This is a genomic window from Stenotrophomonas sp. Ker107b (genome assembly GCF_053847245.1).
Genome location: NZ_JBSPHX010000001.1, coordinates 1,317,243 through 1,335,782, shown reverse-complemented (window position 1 = coordinate 1,335,782; position 18,540 = coordinate 1,317,243). Strand labels below are relative to the sequence as shown.

At 64.2% G+C, this 18,540-nt stretch carries 20 protein-coding genes; 16 read left to right on the top strand and 4 right to left on the bottom strand.

All coding sequences use genetic code 11. From position 1 onward, the window contains the following. Positions 1–16 precede the first annotated feature (16 nt). Entirely contained in the window at positions 17–358 is a 342-nt protein-coding gene (locus ACWV8V_RS06155) for a type II toxin-antitoxin system prevent-host-death family antitoxin (protein WP_455899228.1), read from the top strand. A gap of 3 nt (positions 359–361) precedes the next feature. Then, complete coding sequence (locus tag ACWV8V_RS06150) at positions 362–985, top strand: AAA family ATPase (protein WP_455899227.1); 624 nt, start codon at positions 362–364, stop codon at positions 983–985. A gap of 32 nt (positions 986–1,017) precedes the next feature. Here ACWV8V_RS06150 and ACWV8V_RS06145 read toward each other — a convergent pair whose 3' ends face one another. The 3 genes from ACWV8V_RS06145 to ACWV8V_RS06135 all read right to left on the bottom strand — a co-directional run bounded on the left by ACWV8V_RS06145 (position 1,018) and on the right by ACWV8V_RS06135 (position 3,227). Then, positions 1,018–2,097, bottom strand: a complete 1,080-nt coding sequence (locus ACWV8V_RS06145; RefSeq protein WP_455899226.1) for a catalase family protein — start codon at positions 2,095–2,097, stop codon at positions 1,018–1,020. A 22-nt stretch (positions 2,098–2,119) separates the two neighbouring features. After that, on the bottom strand, positions 2,120–2,617 hold the full coding sequence (locus ACWV8V_RS06140; RefSeq protein WP_455899225.1) for a YciE/YciF ferroxidase family protein: 498 nt from the start codon (positions 2,615–2,617) through the stop codon (positions 2,120–2,122). Between the two features lie 91 nt (positions 2,618–2,708). Further along, positions 2,709–3,227 carry a M23 family metallopeptidase gene (locus ACWV8V_RS06135; RefSeq protein WP_455899224.1) on the bottom strand — a complete coding sequence of 173 codons (519 nt, stop codon included), beginning with the start codon at positions 3,225–3,227 and terminating at the stop codon, positions 2,709–2,711. Between the two features lie 298 nt (positions 3,228–3,525). Between ACWV8V_RS06135 and ACWV8V_RS06130 the strand changes: the two genes are divergently transcribed. Further along, a complete protein-coding gene (locus ACWV8V_RS06130; protein ID WP_259259975.1) occupies positions 3,526–3,828 on the top strand; it encodes a hypothetical protein in 303 nt (100 codons plus the stop codon). On the opposite strand, the gene ACWV8V_RS06125 is transcribed toward ACWV8V_RS06130, so the two are convergent. Continuing rightward, a complete protein-coding gene (locus ACWV8V_RS06125; protein ID WP_259259976.1) occupies positions 3,822–4,226 on the bottom strand; it encodes a ribonucleotide reductase subunit alpha in 405 nt (134 codons plus the stop codon). The genes ACWV8V_RS06130 and ACWV8V_RS06125 overlap by 7 nt on opposite strands. A 194-nt stretch (positions 4,227–4,420) precedes the next feature. On the opposite strand from ACWV8V_RS06125, the gene moaA reads away from it, so the two are divergent. From moaA to ACWV8V_RS06060, 13 genes are all read left to right on the top strand, one after another. Next, on the top strand, positions 4,421–5,401 hold the full coding sequence (moaA, locus tag ACWV8V_RS06120; protein WP_259259977.1) for a GTP 3',8-cyclase MoaA: 981 nt from the start codon (positions 4,421–4,423) through the stop codon (positions 5,399–5,401). An 8-nt stretch (positions 5,402–5,409) separates the two neighbouring features. Continuing rightward, positions 5,410–6,408 carry a bifunctional molybdenum cofactor biosynthesis protein MoaC/MoaB gene (moaCB, locus tag ACWV8V_RS06115; protein WP_455899617.1) on the top strand — a complete coding sequence of 333 codons (999 nt, stop codon included), beginning with the start codon at positions 5,410–5,412 and terminating at the stop codon, positions 6,406–6,408. Next, positions 6,405–7,673 carry a molybdopterin molybdotransferase MoeA gene (locus tag ACWV8V_RS06110; protein ID WP_259259978.1) on the top strand — a complete coding sequence of 423 codons (1,269 nt, stop codon included), beginning with the start codon at positions 6,405–6,407 and terminating at the stop codon, positions 7,671–7,673. Before moaCB ends, ACWV8V_RS06110 begins: the two co-directional genes overlap by 4 nt. Next, positions 7,670–7,927, top strand: a complete 258-nt coding sequence (locus ACWV8V_RS06105) for a MoaD/ThiS family protein (RefSeq protein WP_259259979.1) — start codon at positions 7,670–7,672, stop codon at positions 7,925–7,927. Before ACWV8V_RS06110 ends, ACWV8V_RS06105 begins: the two co-directional genes overlap by 4 nt. Before the next feature lie 2 nt (positions 7,928–7,929). After that, positions 7,930–8,436 (top strand): molybdenum cofactor biosynthesis protein MoaE, encoded by a 507-nt coding sequence (locus ACWV8V_RS06100; RefSeq protein ID WP_259259980.1) that lies wholly within the window; start codon positions 7,930–7,932, stop codon positions 8,434–8,436. Next, positions 8,417–8,968 (top strand): molybdenum cofactor guanylyltransferase, encoded by a 552-nt coding sequence (gene mobA, locus ACWV8V_RS06095; RefSeq protein WP_259259982.1) that lies wholly within the window; start codon positions 8,417–8,419, stop codon positions 8,966–8,968. The genes ACWV8V_RS06100 and mobA overlap by 20 nt, the downstream gene beginning before the upstream one ends. Beyond that, positions 8,965–9,333, top strand: coding sequence for a hypothetical protein (locus tag ACWV8V_RS06090; protein WP_259259984.1), 369 nt, complete (start codon positions 8,965–8,967; stop codon positions 9,331–9,333). Before mobA ends, ACWV8V_RS06090 begins: the two co-directional genes overlap by 4 nt. 139 nt (positions 9,334–9,472) lie before the next feature. Continuing rightward, on the top strand, positions 9,473–10,891 hold the full coding sequence (locus ACWV8V_RS06085) for a NarK family nitrate/nitrite MFS transporter (RefSeq protein ID WP_259260074.1): 1,419 nt from the start codon (positions 9,473–9,475) through the stop codon (positions 10,889–10,891). Positions 10,892–10,958: 67 nt separating this feature from the next. Then, positions 10,959–14,702: a nitrate reductase subunit alpha gene (locus tag ACWV8V_RS06080; protein ID WP_455899223.1), complete on the top strand. Its 3,744-nt coding sequence runs from the start codon at positions 10,959–10,961 to the stop codon at positions 14,700–14,702. Continuing rightward, positions 14,702–16,246 carry a nitrate reductase subunit beta gene (gene narH / locus ACWV8V_RS06075; RefSeq protein ID WP_455899222.1) on the top strand — a complete coding sequence of 515 codons (1,545 nt, stop codon included), beginning with the start codon at positions 14,702–14,704 and terminating at the stop codon, positions 16,244–16,246. Before ACWV8V_RS06080 ends, narH begins: the two co-directional genes overlap by 1 nt. Continuing rightward, positions 16,243–16,923, top strand: coding sequence for a nitrate reductase molybdenum cofactor assembly chaperone (narJ, locus tag ACWV8V_RS06070; RefSeq protein WP_455899221.1), 681 nt, complete (start codon positions 16,243–16,245; stop codon positions 16,921–16,923). The genes narH and narJ overlap by 4 nt, the downstream gene beginning before the upstream one ends. Continuing rightward, positions 16,920–17,624 carry a respiratory nitrate reductase subunit gamma gene (narI, locus tag ACWV8V_RS06065; RefSeq protein WP_259259989.1) on the top strand — a complete coding sequence of 235 codons (705 nt, stop codon included), beginning with the start codon at positions 16,920–16,922 and terminating at the stop codon, positions 17,622–17,624. The genes narJ and narI overlap by 4 nt, the downstream gene beginning before the upstream one ends. A gap of 3 nt (positions 17,625–17,627) precedes the next feature. Next, positions 17,628–18,521 carry a peptidylprolyl isomerase gene (locus tag ACWV8V_RS06060; RefSeq protein WP_455899220.1) on the top strand — a complete coding sequence of 298 codons (894 nt, stop codon included), beginning with the start codon at positions 17,628–17,630 and terminating at the stop codon, positions 18,519–18,521. The last annotated feature ends 19 nt before the right edge of the window (positions 18,522–18,540 follow it).

The window sequence follows — 18,540 nt, the reverse complement described above, 5'->3', positions numbered from 1 at the left end:
CGTCCTGGAGCGTGCCATGACCCTGCCACTGGATCTGCCCGGCCTTGAGAAGGCCACTGCCTCCTCGGTGAAAACCCGCGGCTGGCCCAGCCTGATGCGGACCGTCCGCGAGAAGCAGGCACTGGTGATCACCAACCACAATCACCCCGAAGCGGTGATCGTGGATATCAAGACCTACCAGGAACTCCTGGCCAAGGCGGCTGGCGGCGATGCCGATGAGCGGCTGGGCGAACTGGACCGCCTGCGCGCTGCGTTCGACACCACGCTGGCCAGCCTCGGCCGTGATGGTGGGCTGGGCAAGGTGTTGGGGCAGCCGATCCGCCGCGGCCGCAAGGTCGCCCTCGGCAGCCCGCTCTGACCGATGGGACGGATTCTGGTGCTGGCCGGCGTGAATGGCGCCGGCAAGAGCTCACTGCTGGGCATGTGGCTGGAAGAAGAAGGCTTGACCTGGTTCAACCCGGATACGTTTACCCGCCGCCTGGTCGAGACCGGCTGGGCGCTGGGCGAGGCCAATGCCGCGGCCTGGAACGAAGGCGCGCGCCGGCTGCGGCAGGCGATCGACGCAGGCACCGACTTCGCGTTCGAAACCACGCTGGGCGGCAATACCATCCCGCGCCTGCTACGCGAGGCCTGCGACCGCCACGATGTGGCGATCTGGTTCTGTGGCCTGCAGAGCGTGGAACTGCACATGCAACGTGTCGCCGCACGGGTCAGCCGCGGCGGGCATGATATCCCCGCCGACAAGATCCGCGCCCGCTACGATTCCTCGCGCGAGAACCTGCTGGCGCTGCTGCCGCACCTGGCCGAGCTGCACGTCTACGACAACAGTGCCCCGGCCGATGCCGATGGCGCCGAACCGCTGCCGGTGCTGCAGTTGGACCGCAACGGGCTGCACTATCCGGCCTCGGCGATCGAGCTGCTGCAGACCCCAGACTGGGCCAAGCCGATCGTGATGCGCGCCATGGAGCTGCACGACATCCGGTGAGGCGCAACTCGCGCCTGCGCCCGAAGCGAGCCTCAGCCCACCGGCTCGTGGATCGGACACCCATTGAACCGCGAGCGGAACTGACGCGAGGCGGCCATCACCACGCGGCGCGCGCGATTCAAGCCGCCGAGCGGGCGATGTTCGGCCAGCGCGTGCCACGGCGCGAACGCCAGTGCATCCTCGATGCCGGGCGAGCTGCCGGGCTGCCAGGCCTCCTGCTGCGCGATGCTCAGGCGTGCAACCGGCAGGAACGGGCTGTCGGCCTCGGGCCACGCGACCGACGCATCCTCGATCGGCATGCGCTCCACATCACGGCACAGCTGCACACGCAATTCCCACTCCACGGGATTGGGGCGGTCGGTGAAGAACGCGACCACCGCCTCACGCTGCGCATCCTCGTCCGAGCCGATCTTGTCACCTGTCAGTGCGAGCAGCGCAGGTGAGACCGGCGCCAGGGAAAACTTGGCCATGTACGGGCCATACAGGAACGGCACCTGGCTGAAGAACGTCTCCCCCAGCGGATGGTGCTGCGGCTCGCCGCCCATGCCTTTCAGCGTGGCACTCTGGCCGCCCACCGCTTCCAGCGCCGCCTCCGCGCCGCGCAGCGTGGCCGAGATCATCCGCTTGGTGCGCGGCATCCGCTCGGTGGTGGCGGCGAGCAGTTTGGCCGCGCGCAGGAAACCGGCTACACCGGGCGTATTGAAGGCCGGGCCGTTGACCATCAGGAAATCCTGGCTGTGCTGCTCCTCGGCACCTTCCGCGCGGGGGCCTTCCACACCCATCACTTTGAGCGCCATCGCGCGTGGGGTGGAGACCGAATCGGGGAGCTGCTCGGCCGGCGGGGACGACAGCCGGACCAGTGCGTCGTAGCTTCCCGGCCGTGCGAACAGACCGTGGCGCAGCTCCGCCGGCAATCCATCCAGCACGCGCAGCCTCCCCTTCAACAGGCCCTGACCCTTGGCATGGACCGCACGGTGCGCGTGGCCTTCCTGCTCGGCGACGGTCAAGGCCATGCGCGCGAATACCTCGGTCAGCTCGCGGATATGCGTTGCCTCATCGTCGTCGGCATGCTCAAGCGAGGCGTGGTAGAGAACGGGTGGGGGCAGGGACATGCAAGGCTCCTCTTTGTCGAACTCAGGCCGCGGCGGCCTTGGCATTGCCGCCACCGGCCAGGGCCAGCAGGGTCAGCTTTTCGTCGGTGTCTTTTTCTTCTTTGAGCGTTTCCAGCAGTAACGGCACCGCCGCCTTGTAGCCCAGCTGCTTGGCCAAAGCGGCGATGGTGCCGTAGGAGGCGATTTCGTAATGCTCGACCTTCTGCGCGCCACCAATCAGCGCGGCATCACGTACCGGGCCTTCTTCGATGCTGTCGATCGCTTCCTTGCCTTCTTCGACCAGGCCCTCCATCGCGGCACATTTGATGCGCTTGAGACGGATCCCCAGCAGCTCCACCACCTGGTCGATGCGCTCGATCTGTCCCTGGGTTTCTTCCAGGTGCAGGGTGAATGCGGCGGACAGATCCGGATTGGAGGCCGCACGCGCCATTTTCGGCAGCGCTTTGGTCAGCTGCTTTTCTGCACTGTAGATATCCGAGAGCTCGTGGATGAACAGGTCTTCTGCGGTCTTGATCGCCATGGAGGTACTGCCGGTGGGTGTTGAGCCACCGACGCTAGGCGCGTGGGTGTTAGTCCGGTGCGCTTTGTTGTGAAGGGGACCTGCACGCTGCTCAGGGCGCATCCCGCCATGCCTTCAGAAGCGGCAGCGGATCGTAGGCGCCGTCGTCACCGTAGATGCCCCAGTGCAGGTGCGGCGGGGTGCCCTTGGCATTGCCGGTGTCACCGACGTAGCCCAGCACCGTGCCTTGCTCGATCACTTGGCCACGCTCCAATCCGTCGCGCCAGTCATCCAGATGGGCGTAGTAATAGCGCTCGCGCGCCGGGCCCATGACCCACACCTGACGCCCCCCCAGGCCACTCTCGCGGATTTCCGTAACGATGCCCGGTGTGGCGCTGCGCACCTCGGTGCCGCGTTTGGCGAAGATGTCGACACCGGCATGCGTGCGATCACGACCACGGGGGGCGCCGAAGGTATCGGCGACCTGGCGTGCGGCTACCCCGGCCACGGGAACGGGCAGGGCGGTGGGTGCTGGCATCTGGGACAGGCGCCAGAGTGCGCGGGGTGATTGTGCGATTGGGCTGTTCCAGAACACGCCTATGGCGACCACTACGGCGATGAGGGCGAGCATCCGCAGCAGCCAGCCCCGAACACGGCGCGCGGGCGATGGCCGTGCTCCAGAACGCGATGAGGGTGAAAGGTCAGGGCGCAGTGCAGGGCTCCTTCGCCAGGACGATGAGGGTGGGCATGCCCCTAGTCTGCACGCGCCCGCATCAAGAGGCTGTGGGTGCTGCGACGGACAGGAAGGTCCGGCTGCCTTGACGATGTCACGGAAGGTGGCGCATCCTTGCCGGGCAGAGAGCTAGCCACCATTCATTGCCCAACCCGACTCAAGGGGGCCCATGACTGTGTCCACTTCAACGCATTCGTTGAACCCGAAGCACGCTCCGTCACGCCTGTCGCGCGTTTTCTGGCTTTACGGGGTCATCCCCAGCAACCTGCTCTGGGCCGTTGCACTCTGGTCTTACCTTCATGGCTCTCGGGCGGTCACGGCGACGCTGTTCGCGCTGCTGCTGCTGTTCACCGCGTGGATCATTCCGACGGTCTGGCGCGCTGCACCGACGGCCCAGCAGCCCGGCCTGGGCATGGCCGCGCGTGGCTTGACGGTCGCCTGGGGCCTGAACACGGTGTTGGTCGTGTTCTTTCTGACCCTTCAACTGTTGAATCAGTAGAACTGGACCGGATGACCGTCGCGGTCGAACGCGGCGAAGGTGTTGATCTGTCCATTGTTGATGGCATTGACCATCAGTCGAAGCGGCTGGGCTGCCTCATCTTCAGAGGGCGCTACGCCCCCGCGGCCATCAAGTGCAGCAACGAACACCAGGTCCCAGTCAATGGCAGTGCGCCGGGATTCGTCATGGAGGGCACGGAATGAGGCGATGTCAGAAGGCAGCTTGTCCACGCACAGCACAGGGCTCAACGTGCCACCTTCGCGCCGCTGGTGACGATCACGCTGATCCTCCGTCGCAGCGTCCGGCAGTTCGGTGCGGACGAATACAAACAGCAGTCGTTGCGGCTCGGTCTGGCGCCGGGATTCGGCCAGAAGTTCATCGAAGTCGGTCAGCATCATGGTAGGGGCTTACCCGCGGAGTCCAGAGACGTTGCATGCTGCCACACCTGTTGTCGGCCTGCGTTCGTGTGAATTGATTTAAGTCATCCCATCGCCATCGCCAGCGACGTACGCTGGTTCCCAACGAGAAGTGCCATCAACGGCAGAAAGGCTCAGGGCAGATGAACAGGGTGGAGCTGCAACGTGGTCCGGCCATGAATCCGCTGACAGACGGGTTCGGGCGCCGGTTCCCGTATCTGCGCCTGTCTCTGACCGAGGCCTGCAACTTCCGCTGCACCTACTGCCTGCCCGATGGCTACCAGGCCGGGCCTGTGCGCGGTTTCCTGCAGGTGGAAGAGATCCGTCGGCTGGTGAGCGCCTTTGCGACGCTGGGGATGCACAAGATCCGGCTGACCGGCGGCGAGCCCAGCCTGCGCAAGGATCTGGAGGAGATCATCGCCACGGTAGCCGCCGTGCCCGGGATCCGGAACATTGCGATCACCACCAATGGCACCGTGCTGCCGCGACGCCTTCCGGGATGGCACCGTGCAGGATTGACGGCGCTGAACGTGAGCTTGGACAGCTTGAATCGGGAGCGCTTCAAACGTATCACCGGTCATGATCGGCACGCCGAAATCCTGGAGGGGATCGAGATCGCCCAGCAGCTCGGCATGCCGGCCATCAAGCTCAATGCCGTACTGCTGCGTGATGCCAACGACGATGAACTGCCCCAGTGGATGGAATTTATACGGGATCGGCCGGTCAGCGTGCGTTTCATTGAGCTGATGCGCACCGGAGACAATCAAGCGTATTTCGAGCGTCACCATCTCCGCGCGGAGGTCTTGCTGGATCAGCTGCAGGCGGCAGGTTGGTCGCTGTGTCCGCGCGCGCCGGACGCCGGGCCTGCACAGGAGTACGCACACCCGGACCATCGCGGACGGATCGGCATCATCGCGCCATATTCCAAGGATTTCTGTCGTGGCTGCAATCGCCTGCGGGTTACCGCGACGGGCGATCTGCGACTGTGCCTGTTTGGCGATTTCGGCATCGCGCTGAGACCGCTGCTGCAACACGACACCGACCGCGACGCTCTGTTGGCGCGCATTACGACCCAGCTCGGGCTGAAAGCCGCGGGACATGGATTGCATCAGGGCCAGACGGGGCTGACCCCGCACCTGGCATCGATAGGAGGATGAGCGACACAATGAGTGGGCCGATCGCAGCAGCGTTTCATATGGCGGATGTGCGCGACAAGCGCATCACACGTCGTCGTGCGGTAGCGGTAGGAGAGCTCCTGGCCGGGCCGGTCGCGTACCCGCTGATCGTAGCGCGGCGCCTGCCCAAGGGCGATGCGCTGGTGATGGCGGAAGTCGCAGGATTACAGGGAGCCAAGATGGCGTCGGCACTGATGCCCTTGTGCCACCCGTTGCCGCTGGAACTGGTCCGCGTTCACTGCGCGCCGATCCCGGAACGCCATGCGATCCGTGTGTGGTGCGAATGCGCCAGCGAGGCGCGTACCGGCGTTGAAATGGAGGCGCTGGCCGGTGTCAACGCCGCGCTGCTGACCTTGTACGACCTCAGCAAACCGGTGGAGCCCGCGTTGGAAATCACGGGGATCCGGCTGCTGTTCAAGGAAGGGGGCAAGCGCGGCGTCTGGCAGCACCCACAGGGAATGAGCGAGGAGGAGCGGGCGCTGTTCCAACCTCACACAGCGCGCCGCCTCGATGGTGTGCCCTGCGCGGTCATCACGCTGAGCGACCGTGCCAGCCGGGGTGAGTACGCGGATCGATCCGGCCCGGTGCTGGTGGAAGGACTACAGACGCTGGGCGCGGATGTGGTCGTGGCGCAGGTACTGCCTGACGGCATCGAACCGCTGGCGGGTCGGCTGCGTGAGCTGGCCGGCGGTGATATCCGACTGTGCGTCTGCACCGGTGGCACCGGGCTGGGCGCGCGTGATCTGACGCCTGAGGCGCTGCAGTCGCTGGGCGCCCGACGTATCGAGGGGTTATCCCAGATGGTGCGGGGGCTGAGTGCCCAGCACACGGCGTTCGCGTGGTTGAGCCGTGCCGAGGTGGTGCAGTTGGATGACATGCTGATCGTAGCGCTGCCCGGCAGCCCCCGCGCTGCCGCTCAGTGCCTGGAGATTCTGTCGCCGGTGCTGGGCCACGCACTCGCCATGATCGGCGGCGGTGACCACGCATGATCAGCTACGCCGATGCGTTGGAATTGCTGTTGTCCAGTACGGTGCCGATGCCCGCGCAGACCGTTGCGTTGGCCGAGGCAAAAGGGCGAGTACTGTCCTCCAACGTGTGCAGCCCGCAGTGTCTTCCTCCCTTCGATAATGCGGCGATGGACGGCTTTGCGCTTTACTGCGGCGGGGCCGGCATCGACGCAGGGATGGAGCTGGCGGTCCAGGGCTGGCAGGCAGCCGGCGATGGGGCCAGCCATGGCAGCGATGGCAGCGATGGCGCATGGGAAATCATGACCGGCGCACGCATGCCTGAAGGGTTCGATACCGTCGTGCCGATCGAACACGTGGACATTCTCGAGCAGCGCGACGGGCGTCCTCAGCGCATCCGCGTGTCGCAGGCGGTCACACCCGGCCAGCATGTCCGCCTGCGTGGGCAGGATGTCGGGCACGGAGAGGACGTGCTGCCTGCGGGGACGACGCTGGACATCAACGCGTGCACCCTGCTGCATGCCATCGGCGTGGCCGACGTGCAGGTGCGCGCTCGTCCCCGCGTCGCCGTGATTGCCACGGGTAAGGAACTGGTCAGCGACGCCAGCGTGCCGCTGGGCTCCGGTCAGATCCGCGACAGCAATCGACCCTATCTGGTGGGGCGACTGAAGGCCGCAGGTGCCGAGGTGGTCTGGCAAGGCGTGGTCGGCGACGAGGTGGCCGCCTTCGACGCGGCAGTCGACGAGGCACTCCGCGCTGGTGCGATGGTCCTCATCAGCACCGGTGCTGTCTCCCAGGGACGGTATGACTTCATCCCCGGCGCATTGCGCGCCCGCGGTGCGGAGATCGGCTTTCACAAGGTTGCCATTCGACCGGGCAAGCCGGTGCTGTTCGCCAGATTGAAAGAAGGCGCGATGTACTTTGGCCTGCCGGGCAATCCGGTCTCCGCTGCCGTCGGGCAGCGCTTTTTTGTCGAGCCTGTGCTGCGCCGTCTGCTGGGGCTGGGCGCGGAGCCGATCTGGTCGTTACCACTCACGGGCGATGTGCGGAAGCCGCCGGGCTGGCGCTTTCATGCGCGTGCGCGGGTTGAAATCGACGGCAATGGCCAACTCGCGGCCCGCGTCATCGCGGGCCAGGAATCGTTCCGGCTGATGTCGATGGTGCAGGCAAATGCATGGGTCGTCCTCGACGGCGAGGACAGCGTTGCCCCCGCAGGTAGCCGGGTGCAGGTACAGGGCTGGGGACACAACGACCCGGTCCAGGGAATTATTCAGGAGGAAAGCCGATGAAAGTCGTCGTGCGGATGTTCGGTGCGTATGCGGATCTGATGCCCGAGCGGATGCTGGAGCTGGAGGTGGCAGGGGACCGTATCGCCGACCTGCGTGTGGCGCTTGGCGAGGTGCTGGCCCAGCGCTGGCCGGACTTCCAAGCCGGGTTGCTTCGGTACTCGGCGTTCGCCGATGAGCACACCGTGCTGCGTGATGGCGAGCCATTGCCAGCGGATGGACGCGTGGCGATTCTTCCTCCAGTGAGTGGAGGATGAGCATGATGCCGATCCGAGTACTCAAGGTAGTGGAGCGTGCAGAGGCTGCACTGGATCCCGCCGAGGCCATCGCGTTCGTGTCCGATCCAGGCTTTGGCGGCATCGACATGTTCATCGGCAAGGTCCGGGATCTGAACCATGGCCGGGAGGTGCAGGGCATCACCTACGATCTCTTCGTGCCCTTGGCGCTCAAGGAGTTCGAGCGCCTTGCCACGGATGTGGAGAAGGCATTCGGCCCGCGCGTGAAGCTGTATGTTGCGCATGCCAAAGGACGCCTTGCCGTCGGGGACGTAGCGATCATCGTGGCCGCAGGCACGCCGCATCGCGATGAGGCGTTCCGTGCGTGTCGGGCACTCATCGAGGCCGTCAAACATCGATCGCCGATCTGGAAGCAGGAGCATTACCTGGACGGCGACAGCATCTGGAGCGAAGGCTGCTCGCTTTGCGACGCCTCATCAGAGGCATCTGCAGATGGCGGGGAGCCCACTCATGACCACCACAGCCATTAGCGGGCTGGTGCTGGCCGGCGGGCAGTCGCGGCGGATGGGGCGCGACAAGGCCGCCCTGGAATGGCAGGGTGGATCGCTGTTGATGCACATGCGCCGGCTGCTCCTGACGGCGGGCGCGGACCCGGTGCGGGTCAGTGGAGACTACCCCGCACATGAAGGCATCGTGGACGTGACCCCCGGCTGTGGTCCGCTGGGGGGACTGGCCAGCGCCCTTGTCCATCTGCCCGACGGACCAGCATGGATCGTGCCAGTGGACATGCCACGGCTGAGTGTCTCGCTTCTGCACGAATTGCGTGACGCCCATCACTCGCCAGTTGTGATCTTCAGCGGGCAACCGTTACCCATGCGATTGAATATCGATTTGCGTTGTCGCACCCTGATCATGCAGATGATTGACCAGGTTGATGGGCCGCGCGCTCTCAGGGCATTGCAGGAACGGCTCGGTGTGATCGAACTGCCTGTAGCGGCCGTCGATTTCCCCTTCCTGGCCAACTGCAACACCCCCCAGCAATGGAAGGACGTTGCGTCATGAAGCTGCAGTTCCAACACCAATCCCTGCGCATCCGCCTTGACGAGGCTGAGTTGGCGCAGCTGCTGTCCGGCGGCAGCGTGGTCAACCGCACCGTGTTCGGTCCCGGACAAGCCTGGTCCCAGCAGATCCGGCTGGAGCGAACCTCGGCGGCGCGGCTGGCCGGTGACGTCCAACATCTGGACATTCTCCTTCCCTACGAGGCGGTCACCGCATACAGCCTGCGTCTGCCCTGCCGCGAGGGCATCGTGTTCATGCTGGACACGGACGGCGACACCCTTCAGTTGCAGTTCGATGTGGACGTCCGTGACAGCGTACGGCAGCGCGGGCCGGCACGGCGGGAGGCGGGTTCCGTCGCCCCCGATTGATATATGTCATACCCGCGCGATCAAAGCGCGTGTGATTGATCCAGATCAACCCTGGTCCCGCAACCAGATGGCTCAATGGCGGCGTGACCCGGGAAACACTACAGAGACCCGTCGTCACTCCACAGCCTGGGAGCCATGTATGACAGCCGGTAGCGATGTAGCACAACGCAGCAGTGATGGACCCGGTCGCATCATCACGGACTGGAATCCTGAGGATCCCGCCTACTGGGCACACAGCGGGCACCGCGTGGCCAGGCGCAACCTGATCATCTCCATCCCGGCGCTGCTGCTGGCCTTCGCGGTCTGGGTGCTGTTCTCGGCGGTGTCGATCAACCTGCCCAGGATCGGATTCAACTTCAGTACCGATCAACTGTTCTGGCTGGTGGCACTCCCCAGCCTGTCCGGTGCCACGCTCCGGATCTTCTACTCCTTTGTCATTCCGATCGTTGGTGGCCGTCGCTGGACGGCACTGTCGACCGCCTCGCTGTTGCTGCCGACGGTCTGGCTCGGCTTCGCCGTGCAGAACCCGTCCACGCCGTTCTGGGTATTCGTGGCGATTGCCATCCTGTGCGGATTCGGCGGCGCCAATTTCTCCTCGTCGATGTCCAACATTTCCTTCTTCTACCCCAAGCAACGGCAGGGCATGGCGTTGGGCTTGAATGCCGGCCTGGGCAATGTGGGCGTGTCGGTGTCGCAGCTGGTGGTTCCACTGGTGATTACCGTCGCCGCCTTCGGTGCACTGGGTGGCGCACCACAACCGGCTGCCGATGGAGGCGCGCCGTTGTACATGCAGAATGCCGGCTGGATCTGGGTGCCGGCCATCGCGCTGCTCGCCGTCGCCGCCTGGTTCGGCATGAATGACCTGACCAGTGCCCGCTCGTCCTTTGCCGAGCAGGCGCTGATCTTCAAGCGCAAACACAACTGGCTGATGTGCTGGTTGTACATCGGCACGTTCGGCTCCTACATCGGGTTCTCCGCGGGGTTCCCGCTGCTCGTGAAGAGCCAGTTCCCCGACATCAACCCGATGACCTACGCGTTCATCGGCCCGCTGCTGGGTGCACTCATGCGGTCGGTCGGGGGTAGCCTGGCCGATCGGTGGGGCGGGGCACGGCTCACGTTCTGGGTCTTCGCCCTGATGATCGCAGCCGTCTTCGGCGTGCTGCACTTCCTGCCCACGCACGGCCAGGGTGGCAACTTCTTCGGCTTCCTTGCCGCGTTCATGGCGCTGTTCATTCTGAGCGGCATCGGCAACGGCACCACGTTCCGGATGATTCCCGTGATCTTCCGCACCCTGCATGAGCGCCTGTCGAGCAAGGCCGATGCAGCGGGTAAAGCCGCAGCAGCCCATCAAGCCAGCATCGAGTCGGCCGCCGTGGTCGGTTTCTCGGGGGCGATCGGCGCGTATGGCGGCTTCTTCATTCCGAAGAGTTATGGCTCGTCGATCACTTTGACCGGGGGTCCAGCGCTTGCCTTGTACGGCTTCATTCTTTTCTACGTTACCTGCCTGGCCGTGACCTGGTGGTGGTACTACCGGCGCGGCGCTGAAGCGCCCTGCTGACAACCCGCGCACCGCAGCCACCGCACCCGCCAGCCACGATGCCAACGATTGCCGAGGGAGATTCACGATGAGCTATTTCCTTGACCGCTTGCAGTTCTTCAAGCGCGACGCCCAGCCTTTTGCCGATGGCCATGGGGTGACCAAAACAGAAAGCCGGGACTGGGAGAACAGCTACCGGTCCCGCTGGCAGTACGACAAGATCGTGAGGTCCACGCACGGCGTGAACTGCACCGGGTCCTGCAGCTGGAAGATCTACGTCAAGAACGGCCTGGTCACTTGGGAGACCCAGCAGACCGACTATCCGCGGACCCGGCCGGACCTGCCCAATCATGAGCCACGAGGCTGCCCGCGTGGTGCCAGCTACTCGTGGTACCTGTACAGCGCCAATCGCCTCAAGTACCCGCTGATCCGGGGCGTGCTGGTCCGCATGTGGCGGGAGGCACGTCAGCGTCTGTCGCCCGTGGAGGCGTGGGCCAGCATCGTCGAGGATCCGGCCAAGGCCCGTGAGTACAAGACGCGGCGCGGCATGGGTGGGTTTGTCCGGGTTGCCTGGGACGAAGCCAACGAGATCATCGCCGCCTCGAATCTGTACACGGTGAAACAGTACGGGCCCGACCGTGTGGTGGGCTTCTCGCCCATTCCGGCAATGTCGATGGTGTCCTACGCGGCCGGCGCGCGATACCTGTCTCTGCTGGGCGGCGCCTGTCTTTCGTTCTACGACTGGTACTGTGATCTGCCGCCCGCATCGCCGCAGGTGTGGGGTGAGCAGACCGACGTTCCCGAATCGGCAGACTGGTACAACAGCCGCTACATCATTGCCTGGGGCTCCAACGTCCCGCAGACCCGCACCCCGGATGCGCACTTCTTCACCGAGGCGCGTTACAACGGCACCAAGACGGTCGCGATCTGCCCCGACTACTCCGAGCTGTCCAAGCTGACTGACCATTGGCTGCATCCCAAGCAGGGCACCGACGCTGCACTGGCGTTCGCGTTCGGCCACGTGATCCTGCGCGAGTTCCATGTCGACACCCCATCGCAGTATTTCCAGGACTACTGCCGCCAGTACTCGGATATGCCGATGCTGGTCAGGCTGGAGCGCCGCGAAGACGGCCGTCTGGTGCCGGGCCGGTTCCTGCGCGCCAGTGATCTGGGCGGCTTGGGAGAGGAGAACAACCCGGAATGGAAGACCCTGGCGTATGACGACAACAGTGGCAGCATCACCGTGCCAAATGGCTCGGTGGGCTTCCGATGGGGCGAGAAGGGGCGCTGGAACATTGAAGAGAGGGCCAGCGATGGTACGCAGACCCGCCTGCGCCTGACGCTGTCGGGCGTGCATGACCGAATCGAGGCCGTGAGCTTCCCGTACTTCGGTGGCGTGGAGAACGATCGCTGGACCAATGCGCCGGTCGATGATGTTCTGGAGCGCAGCATTCCGGTGCGGCAGATGGCGCTCGCCGACGATGCGCAGGCGCTGGTGGCGACCGTGTATGACCTGCTGCTGGCGCAGTACGGCGTGGACCGGGGCTTTGGTGGCGACAATGTGGCCAGCAGCTACGATCAGGATGTGCCGGGCACACCGGCGTGGCAGGAACGCATCACTGGCGTGCCCCGCGCCGATGTGATCGAGATCGCCCGTGAATTCGCCAGAACGGCAGACAAGACGCGTGGTCGCAGCATGATCATCGTCGGCGCCGGCATGAACCACTGGTTCCACAACGACATGAACTACCGCGGCCTGATCAACATGCTGGTCATGTGTGGGTGCGTGGGCCAGACCGGTGGTGGTTGGGCCCATTACGTGGGCCAGGAGAAACTGCGGCCGCAGACGGGCTGGCAACCGCTGGCTTTCGGCCTGGACTGGAGCCGCCCGCCGCGGCACATGAACGGAACGTCGTTCTTCTATTTCAATACCGGGCAGTGGCGTTACGAAAAGCTGCAGGTCAACGAACTGCTGTCACCGCTGGCCGATGCATCCAAGTACAGCGGCAGCCTGGCCGATCTCAACCTGCGCGCGGTTCGCATGGGCTGGCTTCCGTGCACCCCGCAGCTGGATCGCAACCCGCTGCAGCTGGTGAGGGAGGCCGACCAGGCCGGCGTGGCGCCCGCGGACTACGCGCTTGGAAAGTTCAAGGACGGTTCGCTGGACTTTGCCTTTGCAGACCCGGATGCCGCCCAGAATCATCCGCGCATGATGTTCATCTGGCGCTCGAACCTGCTGGGCTCCTCCGGCAAAGGCCACGAGTACATGCTGCGTCACCTGCTCGGCACCAAGCACGGGCTGCAGGGCAAGGATCTGGGCGAGAGCGGTTCGATCAAGCCCGAGGAGGTGAAGTGGCGTGATGAAGCACCGGAAGGAAAGCTCGATCTGCTCGTGACGCTCGACTTCCGCATGTGTACCACCGCGCTTTACTCCGACATCGTGCTGCCCACCGCCACCTGGTACGAAAAGGACGACCTCAATACGTCCGACATGCACCCGTTCATCCATCCGCTGTCCAAGGCGGTGGACCCGGCGTGGGAATCGCGGAGCGACTGGGAGATCTTCAAGGGCGTTGCGCGCACCTTGAGCGACATGGCACCGGGCGTGCTTGGCGTGGAGAAGGACCTGGTGCTGGTACCGACCCTGCACGACACCCCCAATGAGCTGGGCATGCCGTTCGGCGTGGCCGACTGGAAGAAGGGTGAGTGCGAAGCCATTCCGGGCAAGACCATGCCTTCGATGGTGGTGGTCGAGCGCGACTACCCCAATCTCTATCGCAAGTTCACCTCGTTGGGCCCGCTGCTGGAGAAGTTCGGTAACGGCGGCAAGGGCATGAACTGGGATACCCGAGACGAGGTGGAGTTCCTCGGCAAGTTGAACCACACGGTCCATGAGCAGGGTGTCAGCCACGGCCGTCCGGCGATCGATAGTGCCATTGATGCGTGCGAAGTGATTCTGCACCTCGCCCCGGAGACGAACGGCCACGTCGCCGTCAAGGCGTGGGAGTCGCTCGGCACCTTCACGGGGCGTGAGCATACCCATCTTGCGGTGGGCAAGGAGCATGAAGCGATCCGCTTCCGTGACATCCAGGCACAGCCCCGCAAGATTATCTCCTCCCCGATCTGGTCCGGCCTGGAGGACGATCATGTCAGTTACAACGCCGGCTATACCAACGTGCACGAGCTTATTCCGTGGCGAACGGTCACCGGACGGCAACAGTTCTACCAGGACCACGAATGGATGATCGATTTCGGCGAAGCGTTCATGGGTTATCGCCCGCCGATCAACACCCGCACCGTGGAGCCCTTGTTGAATCAGCGTGGCAACGGGAACAAGGAAATCGTACTGAACTGGATCACACCGCATCAGAAGTGGGGCATCCACAGTACCTACAGTGACAATCTGATCATGCAGACGCTGTCACGAGGTGGTCCGATCGTGTGGATCAGCGAAGACGATGCACGCAGTGCCGGCATCGTGGACAACGACTGGATCGAACTGTTCAACGTCAATGGCGCGATCGCGGCACGTGCCGTGGTCAGTCAACGCGTGATGCCGGGAATGGCCATGATGTATCACGCCCAGGAACGCATCATCAACGTGCCCGGTTCGGAGATCACCGGCACCCGGGGTGGCATCCACAACTCGGTGACGCGGATCGTGCTCAAGCCCACCCACATGATCGGTGGCTACGCGCAGCTCTCGTACGGGTTCAACTACTACGGCACCTGCGGAACCAACCGGGATGAGTTCGTGATCGTGCGCAAGATGGACAAGGTCGATTGGCTTGACGGCGAAGCGGTGCCGGCCAATGCAACGGAGGTGGCGTGATGAAAGTTCGTGCTCAGATCGCAATGGTCCTGAACCTGGACAAGTGCATCGGCTGCCACACCTGCTCCATTACCTGCAAGAACGTGTGGACCTCGCGCGAGGGCGTGGAGTACGCATGGTTCAACAACGTGGAGACCAAGCCGGGCATCGGCTATCCCAAAGAATGGGAAAACCAGGAGAAGTGGAACGGCGGCTGGGTGCGTAACCGCTCCGGCAAGCTGGTGCCCCGCGCCGGCGGGCGCTGGCGGATGTTGGCCAAGATCTTTGCCAACCCGGACCTGCCGCAGATCGATGACTACTACGAGCCATTCGACTTCGACTACCAGCATCTGCATGACGCCGGTGACAGCAAGCACCAGCCGACGGCCCGGCCGCGATCGCTGATTACCGGCCAGCGCATGCAGAAGATCGAGTGGGGACCCAACTGGGAGGAAATCCTCGGTTCGGAGTTCTCCAAGCGCGCGCGCGATTACAACTTCGACAAGGTGCAGAAGGAGATCTACGGCGCGTTCGAAAAGACGTTCATGATGTACCTGCCGCGGCTGTGCGAACACTGCCTCAATCCGGCCTGCGTGTCGGCCTGCCCATCCGGCGCGATCTACAAGCGCGAAGAGGATGGGATCGTACTGATCGACCAGGATAAATGCCGCGGTTGGCGCATGTGCGTGTCGGCGTGCCCGTACAAGAAGATCTACTACAACTGGAAGAGCGGCAAGTCCGAAAAGTGCATTTTCTGCTACCCACGCATTGAGATGGGGGAGCCGACGGTCTGCTCGGAAACCTGCGTCGGCCGGATCCGGTATCTGGGCGTCATGCTGTACGACGCCGATCGCATCGGCGAGGCGGCGGCGGTACCTGCGGAGAAGGATCTCTACCAGGCCCATCTGGACATCTTCCTGGATCCGGAGGATCCGGCGGTGATCGCCGCCGCGCGTGCCGAAGGCATTCCAGACAGCTGGCTGGAATCGGCCAAGCGTTCGCCGGTCTACAAGATGGCGATCGACTGGAAGCTCGCGCTGCCCCTGCATCCGGAGTACCGGACGTTGCCGATGGTGTGGTATGTGCCGCCGCTGTCGCCGATCCAGTCGGCTGCAGAGCGCGGGCACGTCGGCATGAATGGCGAGCTCCCCGACGTAGCGTCGCTGCGTATCCCCGTGCGCTACCTGGCCAACATGCTTTCGGCCGGCGATGAAGCACCCATCGTACGTGCACTGGAGCGGCTCATGGCCATGCGCGCGTGGCGTCGCGGCATCAATGTGGATGGCGTGGAGGACATCCGCGTATTGGAACAGACGGGGCTGACCGTGGCCCAGGTAGAAGAGATGTACCGCTATCTGGCCATCGCCAACTATGAGGACCGTTTCGTGATTCCGACCGGTCATCGCGAGTACGCCGACGACGCCTTTGGCGAGCGCGGTGGTTGCGGGTTTACCTTCGGCAATGGTTGCAATGGCGATAGTCCGGCCGATCTTTTCAGTCAACGAAAGACGACGGGCTTTACGGTCCATCCCAATCGTCAGCAGCGTCATGAGGTGATCAAATGACTGTGCTCAAACTGATCGGCGTGCTGCTGGACTATCCACGCGACGAGCTTTGGCAGCATGGCGAAGAACTCCTCGCCGCGGCGGACGACCCTGCGCTGTCCCGTGGCAGGCGCAGGCAGGTCGTTGCATTCGTGGAGGCGCTGCTCGCCGCCGATCCATTGGATGCGCAGGATCGCTGGCTGTCCACCTTCGACCGCGGCCGGGCGATGAGCCTGCTCGTGTTCGAACACATCCACGGTGAATCCCGCGACCGCGGGCAGGCCATGGTCGACCTGATCGACGTCTACCGGAAGAATGGTTTCGAGCTGGACGCCAAAGAGCTTCCGGACTATCTCCCGCTGCTGCTGGAGTACCTGTCCCACCGGCCACAGGAAGAGGCCAAGGAATGGCTGCACCACATTGGCCACATCGCGGGCATGCTGGCTGCCCGCGCAGCAGAACGCGAGCTGCCGCATGCGGCGCTGTTCGAGATTCTTGTCGAAGCAGGCGAAGGCAAGGTCAACCTGGAGATTCTGCGCCAGCGCGCCAGTGAAGAAATCCGCGACGACACCGTCGATGCGATGGACCGCCTGTGGGAGGAGGAGGCGGTGCGTTTCGGCACCGATGCCCCTTCGCAGGAGTGTGATCCTCCGCATCGCTCACCGGCCCGCGCCTTGAACCGAGAGGTCCAGCCATGAACCATCTGCACCAATTCGCCTTCCAGTTCTACCCGTACATCGCAGTCGCGGTGTTCCTCATCGGAAGCTGGGCACGTTTCGACAAATCGATGTACACCTGGCGCACGGGCTCCAGCCAGTTGCTGTCCGACCGCGGCATGCGGATCGGCAGCAACTGCTTCCACATCGGCATCCTCGCCATTCTGGGGGGGCACCTGGTAGGGCTGCTGACGCCTCATTGGTTGTACGAGCCCTTCATCACCTCATCGCAGAAGCAGATGCTGGCCATGGTGGTCGGTGGGTTCTTCGGTGCGCTGTGTTTTGTCGGTATCGTGATCCTGCTGGTGCGCCGCCTGTTCAACCCGCGCGTGCGTGCCACCGGCAGTGTGGGCGACACCCTTGTGCTGGTACTGCTGTTTGCGCAGTTATGCCTCGGCCTGATCAGCATCAAGGTCTCGTCGGGGCATCTGGACGGGGGGGTGATGGTCCTGCTGGCCGAGTGGGCGCAGCACATCGTGACCTTCCGCGCCGGCGCTGCTGATTTCATCACGGATGTCAGCTGGGTTTACAAACTGCATATCTTCCTGGGCCTGACGCTGTTCCTCATTGCGCCCTTCACCCGCCTGGTGCACGTCTGGAGCATTCCACTGAGCTATCTGTGGCGACCCTACCAGGTCGTCCGCCGCCGCCAGGCCACGCTGCGCTATGGGCCACGGGAGTAAGCCATGACAGCTCTGCCCAGAATCCTGCCGATCACCGTGATTGATTCCAAACAGCCGGTGCCGGCCGAAGCGGGCCATCACCATGGTGCCGCGGAAGGCGAGGGGCCGCGCACCCTCGGCCAGCCCGCGCCGTGCCTGCTGTTCGTGAACGAGGTGGCGATCAGCGAGGCTGAGATCGCCCGCGAGATGTTGTTCCACCGTGCCATGCGCCCGGAACAATCACGGGCGGACGCGGCAACAGCGCTGGTGGTCCGGGAACTGCTGCGCCTGGAAGCAACGCGGCTGGGCCTGGTTCCCGATGACGATGCGGACGTCATCGATGAAGAGCGGCTCATTGAACAGCTGCTCGACAGCGAGCTGCAGGCGCGCGTGCCCGACGACGATGCCTGCCTGCGCTATTACGAACAGAACCGGGACCGCTTCCGTGCGCCGGACCGGATCCAACTCCGCCACATTCTGCTGGCGGCCCCGGCCGATGACGTGACTGGACGGCTGAAGGCACAGGCGCAGGGCGAGGCGATGATCCTCGAGCTGAAGGCGCAGCCGCACCTGTTTGCCGATCTCGCCCTGCGCCATTCGCACTGTCCCTCCAGGGATCAGGGCGGAGCGTTGGGCTGGCTGCAGCGCGGGCAGACCACGCCTGAGTTCGACCGCCAGGTCTTCCGGCTGCGGCAGGGCCTGGCGGGCTTCCCGGTGGAATCGCGCTGGGGCCACCATGTCGTCAGCGTCGATGCGCTGGAATCAGGCGCGGCTCTGGAGTTCGATGCCGTGCACGAGCAGATCCGGGACTATCTGGAGCTGCAGGTGCGCCAGCGCGATGTCCAGACCTACCTGTTTTCGCTGCAGGAGCGCTACCCGGTACGCGGCCTGGATGAGATCCAGGCGCAGGCCGAATGAGCCCCTCCACCTTCGGGAC

Excerpts from the sequence above, each read along its gene's own strand:
- ACWV8V_RS06155 (WP_455899228.1), top strand. The coding sequence starts at position 17 with ATGACCCTGCCACTGGATCTGCCCGGCCTTGAGAAGGCCACTGCCTCC.
- ACWV8V_RS06150 (WP_455899227.1), top strand. The coding sequence starts at position 362 with ATGGGACGGATTCTGGTGCTGGCCGGCGTGAATGGCGCCGGCAAGAGC.
- ACWV8V_RS06145 (WP_455899226.1), bottom strand. The coding sequence starts at position 2,097 with ATGTCCCTGCCCCCACCCGTTCTCTACCACGCCTCGCTTGAGCATGCC.
- ACWV8V_RS06140 (WP_455899225.1), bottom strand. The coding sequence starts at position 2,617 with ATGGCGATCAAGACCGCAGAAGACCTGTTCATCCACGAGCTCTCGGAT.
- ACWV8V_RS06135 (WP_455899224.1), bottom strand. The coding sequence starts at position 3,227 with ATGCTCGCCCTCATCGCCGTAGTGGTCGCCATAGGCGTGTTCTGGAAC.
- ACWV8V_RS06125 (WP_259259976.1), bottom strand. The coding sequence starts at position 4,226 with ATGATGCTGACCGACTTCGATGAACTTCTGGCCGAATCCCGGCGCCAG.
- moaA (WP_259259977.1), top strand. The coding sequence starts at position 4,421 with ATGAATCCGCTGACAGACGGGTTCGGGCGCCGGTTCCCGTATCTGCGC.
- moaCB (WP_455899617.1), top strand. The coding sequence starts at position 5,410 with ATGAGTGGGCCGATCGCAGCAGCGTTTCATATGGCGGATGTGCGCGAC.
- ACWV8V_RS06110 (WP_259259978.1), top strand. The coding sequence starts at position 6,405 with ATGATCAGCTACGCCGATGCGTTGGAATTGCTGTTGTCCAGTACGGTG.
- ACWV8V_RS06105 (WP_259259979.1), top strand. The coding sequence starts at position 7,670 with ATGAAAGTCGTCGTGCGGATGTTCGGTGCGTATGCGGATCTGATGCCC.
- ACWV8V_RS06100 (WP_259259980.1), top strand. The coding sequence starts at position 7,930 with ATGATGCCGATCCGAGTACTCAAGGTAGTGGAGCGTGCAGAGGCTGCA.
- mobA (WP_259259982.1), top strand. The coding sequence starts at position 8,417 with ATGACCACCACAGCCATTAGCGGGCTGGTGCTGGCCGGCGGGCAGTCG.
- ACWV8V_RS06090 (WP_259259984.1), top strand. The coding sequence starts at position 8,965 with ATGAAGCTGCAGTTCCAACACCAATCCCTGCGCATCCGCCTTGACGAG.
- ACWV8V_RS06085 (WP_259260074.1), top strand. The coding sequence starts at position 9,473 with ATGACAGCCGGTAGCGATGTAGCACAACGCAGCAGTGATGGACCCGGT.
- ACWV8V_RS06080 (WP_455899223.1), top strand. The coding sequence starts at position 10,959 with ATGAGCTATTTCCTTGACCGCTTGCAGTTCTTCAAGCGCGACGCCCAG.
- narH (WP_455899222.1), top strand. The coding sequence starts at position 14,702 with ATGAAAGTTCGTGCTCAGATCGCAATGGTCCTGAACCTGGACAAGTGC.
- narJ (WP_455899221.1), top strand. The coding sequence starts at position 16,243 with ATGACTGTGCTCAAACTGATCGGCGTGCTGCTGGACTATCCACGCGAC.
- narI (WP_259259989.1), top strand. The coding sequence starts at position 16,920 with ATGAACCATCTGCACCAATTCGCCTTCCAGTTCTACCCGTACATCGCA.
- ACWV8V_RS06060 (WP_455899220.1), top strand. The coding sequence starts at position 17,628 with ATGACAGCTCTGCCCAGAATCCTGCCGATCACCGTGATTGATTCCAAA.